Origin of the sequence: Candidatus Cloacimonas sp. (assembly GCA_039680785.1) — a bacterium.
Taxonomy (GTDB): domain Bacteria; phylum Cloacimonadota; class Cloacimonadia; order Cloacimonadales; family Cloacimonadaceae; genus Cloacimonas.
On the sequence record JBDKSF010000078.1, the window covers coordinates 1 to 4,668 of the forward strand.

The window sequence follows — 4,668 nt, forward strand, 5'->3', positions numbered from 1 at the left end:
GCACATAGCATCGTTTTAAACAGCAAAGGCAATATGACAATGGAAAGTGAATTGGGGAAAGGAACCTCTGTTTCGCTCAGTTTTCCTGTAGAGGATCATAATGAAAAGCAGTGATTTAACCCATATACTTGTTTTGGATGATGAAACCAGTATCCGCGATGGCTTGATTCATTATTTCAGCGAACGAAATTATCGCATCAGCGGAGCTTCCAATTGGGAAGAAGCACAGCTTATTTTAACCAAGTTTACCGTCCATATCATAATATTGGATGTGGTTTTACCCGGCTTTGATCGTAAAAAAGATGGCTTGGATGTTTTGTCACTTATCAAACAAACATATCCGGATATTGAAGTGATAATGATTTCAGGACACGCCACCGTAGAAAAAGTAATTGCCGCTTGGAATCAGGGTGCCCTGATGTTTTTGGAAAAACCATATTCACTTGAAGAAATGGAAAAAGCGGTTAAACGCGCCGAATATTACAGCCGCGGTTTTTCGCGTTTGCATCAATTGGAAGCACAAGTTATCAGCCAAAAAATGGAGCAAAGCTTAGGAACCAAAGTAATTGCCCAAAGCCCCCAAATGAAAAAATGCCTGTCTCTTGCCAAAAAATACGCCCAAAATAACCATTCTGTTTTAATCACCGGCGAATCGGGAACCGGAAAAGAAATTATAGCCAAGCTTATTCATTATTTCAGCGATCGTTCCGAAGAGGAATTTGTTGCCGTTAATGTAAATGCCATTCCTCACGAACTTTTTGAAAGCACCTTATTTGGCTATGTTAAAGGTGCCTTTACAGGTGCAAACACCAATACGACAGGGCTGGTGGAAAAAGCGGGCAAGGGAACCATTTTTCTGGATGAAATCGGTGACTTGCCAATGGAACAGCAGGTAAAACTTTTACGCTTAATAGAAACCAGAGAGTATTATAAAGTGGGTTCCAGCCGACCTTCCCGAACCGAAGCTCGTTTTATTTTTGCCACAATGCAAGACCTGAATCAAAAAGTTGAACAACAGTCCTTTCGGAATGACCTATTTTACCGCATTTCCGATTTGGAAATAAATATTCCTCCCTTGCGCGAAAGAAAAGAAGATATTCCTGCTTTGTGCGAATATATTATCCCCCAATTGGCAAAAGAAGAAGGCATCCCCAAGATACCTGTTCTGACAAAAGATGCCTATAACGCCTTACTGGCTTACTCCTTCCCAGGAAATATCCGCGAATTAAGAAAAATCCTGCGTCAGACCATTTTGAACCTGGAAAATAATGAAATTACCAAAACAGACCTTTTCCCACCAGTTGAACAAAATGTTGCCAAAACTAAAGGGAGCGCCTGCGCCGAATGCGAAGCATATTTCATCAAAAAAGTGCTCGCCAATACTAATTTTAACGCCAGCTTAACAATGAAACTCTTGGGTATCAGCCGCAGCAGTTTTTACGATAAATTAAAACGCTATAACATCAATGTTGAACATAAACTGGAATGAATATTTTGCATTCTGAGGGTATCCCGTGTATGAACAGTAGGAAGAATGTAAACGGAGCTGAGTGTAGCTCCGTTTTTTTGTTAGTTTAAATAAACATAATATTACCCTATTTATAAGCGGAGGACAACGCTTTTCCACATTTTCTATGCTCAAAGCTTGCCAATATTCCGCCTAATGACAATCGCCTAAAACTTGTATCCTACGGCAGTTTATTGCTCACAAGATGCACTTATAATTATGTAAAAATTCTCTTACAATTCTCTTACGAAATTACAGAAGTGTTAGGGAAGTGTTACTGCAGTGTAAGAGAATCGTTAGATAATCAACTGACCAATGCACCCCCAAGTAGGTTATGTAAAGATATTATTGGACATTGGACGGAAGCCCCTCGAAAATATAGAATTATGATAAAAGTTCCGTTAGGAACGACAGATATTAACGACGGGTTTTTAACCCGTCGATAATAAAGGAGGGTTGACCTCCTGGTCAACCCACAACAAACAAGATATCAAGCTTTCATATAATAAAGCGGAAACAAAATAATTTGGTTGTCAGGGGAACGACGAGGATTTCGTTCTTCCTTTAAAAATATTCTCCTACAGAAGAAATAAGGATATCAAGATGGAATTATGGAAACAAGGATTTTAGGATATTAGAATTCAGAGGATTGAATTTTATAACTGACAATTTGTCGTCATTAAGTCAAACTCGGCCTATTCTACAAGATTATTAATGACCTTATACAAAGATAGGAAAAAAGAATGAAATTGTCTGGAAGATCACGAGCAAAACCGATTTTAACTCAAAGGACTACACAATTATAGCGATGGTGGCGTAAGCCCCCCGGAATTATAGAATTATGATAAAAGTTCCGTTAGGAACGAAAGGTATTAATGACGGGTTTTTAACCCGGCGAATACGATCCACGACTAAAATAAGTCCCAGCGGGACGACAGATATTATCGACGGGTTTTAACCCGGCGATAATAAAGGAGGGTTGACTTCCTGGTCAACCCACAACAAACAAGATATCAAGCTGTTATATAATAAAGTGGAAACAAAATAATTTGGTTGTAAGGGGAACGACGAGGAAGTCGTTCCTCCTTTAAAAAATATCCTCATACAGAAGAAACGCGAAAAATGTTCTTTCCAACAGCTATTTTTGCCTCCGCAACTGATTGTGTTATGGCACTGTCCGTTAATGTTTTTGTTCCTTTTTCAATTTTGCCCACCAATCAATCCGTTTTTGAATTTCCTTTTCAAAACCGTAGTCACCGGGCTTGTAATAGACCTTTTCTGGCATTTGATCTGGAAAATACTTCTGGTAATAATATTTATGTTCATATTCGTGATCATAATGATAATCCTTCCCATAATTCAGGTCTTTCATCAACTTTGTAGGTGCATTTCTGATATGGAAAGGAACTCCGTAGTGGCTTGTTTTGCGGGCATCTTCAGCTGCCTCTGCATAGGCAGTGTAAAGAGAATTACTTTTAGGTGCCGTAGCCAAATAAACCACTAATTGAGCCAAAGCATTGCTTGCTTCCGGCATTCCGATAAAAAGGATCGCTTCTTTGGTTGCTATTGCTTGAACTAAAGCATTGGGATCTGCCAAACCGATATCTTCACTGGCAAAACGAATCAACCGACGGACAATATAACGAGGGTCTTCTCCCGCTTCCAACATTCTTGCCAGCCAGTAAAGTCCCGCTTGAGGGTCCGAACCTCGGAGAGATTTATGCAAAGCGGAAATTAGGTTATAATGTTCTTCGCGGTTTTTATCGTAAAACATTGTCTTTTTTGCCAAATATTTTGCCAATTCGTCAATACTGGGGTGAGGTTTGCCCTTTAAAAAAGGCAAAACCAATTCCAAATCGTTTAAAACCCTTCTGGCATCACCTCCGGCATTTTGAGCCATCCAGCTGATAATATCCTCATCCGGTTCTAAGGAAAGTTCGCTAAAGCCCTTTTGCAAAATTATTTTCAGGTCATTTTCGCTTAGGGGTTCCAAAACAAAAACGGAGCAGCGAGAAAGCAAAGCCGGTATTACTTCAAAAGAGGGATTTTCTGTGGTTGCTCCGATTAAAATTATCGCTCCGCTTTCCACATAAGGTAAAAAGGCATCCTGTTGACTTTTATTAAACCGGTGAATTTCATCAATAAATAAAATGCTTTGATGATTTTGCGTGCGATGTAGATAATCCGCTTCTTTCATAACAGCTTTAACATCGCTAATACTGGCAAGGACGGCTGAAAAATGGATAAAATGATAATTTCCGCTTTTTTCAATAATCCTGGCTATTGTGGTTTTTCCGCTTCCCGGTGGACCCCATAAAATGAAAGAATGATATACTCCACTTTCCATCATCTGTCTTAACGGAGAATTTTCAGCTACCAGTTTGGATTGACCCAGTAAATCTTCCAAGCATTGAGGGCGTAATTTTTCCGCCAAAGGAACGGTCTTGCTCTTCAATTCTTCTTCTTCAAAAAAGGTGCTTTGATCCTTATCTTTCATAATAAAAAAAATTAATCCTCCATCAGACCGGTTAATTCGGAAGGATCAAACCACTGTAAAGCACCCTGCAAACGCTGAATTTCGGTTAAAAGAATTGCCTTGTGACCTTCTTCTTCTTGGGAAAAATGGAGAAACTGCCGTCTTATTTCTGGCTCAGATGTCTGCTCAGCCATACTTTTATAGAGTTCCACTGATTCTTCTTCTTTACTGATGGCAAATTCCAGCACTTCCTTAGGATCGTTTAAATTAACATTTTGCAGTATTTTAACTGAATCTTCGGTAAACATCAACTTTTGCCCCGGAAACTGCTGGGCAAAGGCAACTCGCACTTTTTCTTCGTGTATTTTTTCTAAAACCACAAGCTCATTAAAGGTGTTGTTGGTTTCCGGATTGGCAAAACTCTTCGCTAATGCCTCATACATCTTTTGCGCTCTTATTTCAGCGGCAATTACCATACTGTAACTATCTTGTAATGTCATTTTATTAAACCTCCCTGCTAATGACATTATAATCGGAATTGTATCTAAAAGCAAGAAAAGGTTGCATAAAGTGAAAAAAACAGAATACAATAATATCTGCTCAGATGAACTATGTCCTCCTAACTCTCCAGTCAATAGAGTTTTGAAGTTCGTAAGAACAAATAAGTAACTTCTCTAAAACATTA

The 4,668-nt window shown here is 39.0% G+C and carries 3 protein-coding genes; 1 reads left to right on the forward strand and 2 read right to left on the reverse strand.

All coding sequences use genetic code 11. The features are described 5' to 3' along the window. Positions 1–100: 100 nt before the first annotated feature. Entirely contained in the window at positions 101–1,489 is a 1,389-nt protein-coding gene (locus ABFC98_05305) for a sigma-54 dependent transcriptional regulator (GenBank protein ID MEN6445445.1), read from the forward strand. A gap of 1,198 nt (positions 1,490–2,687) precedes the next feature. Here the strand turns inward: ABFC98_05305 and ABFC98_05310 are convergent. Further along, complete coding sequence (locus tag ABFC98_05310) at positions 2,688–4,004, reverse strand: replication-associated recombination protein A (GenBank protein MEN6445446.1); 1,317 nt, start codon at positions 4,002–4,004, stop codon at positions 2,688–2,690. A gap of 11 nt (positions 4,005–4,015) precedes the next feature. Beyond that, entirely contained in the window at positions 4,016–4,483 is a 468-nt protein-coding gene (locus ABFC98_05315) for a ferritin family protein (GenBank protein MEN6445447.1), read from the reverse strand. Between the last annotated feature and the right edge of the window lie 185 nt (positions 4,484–4,668).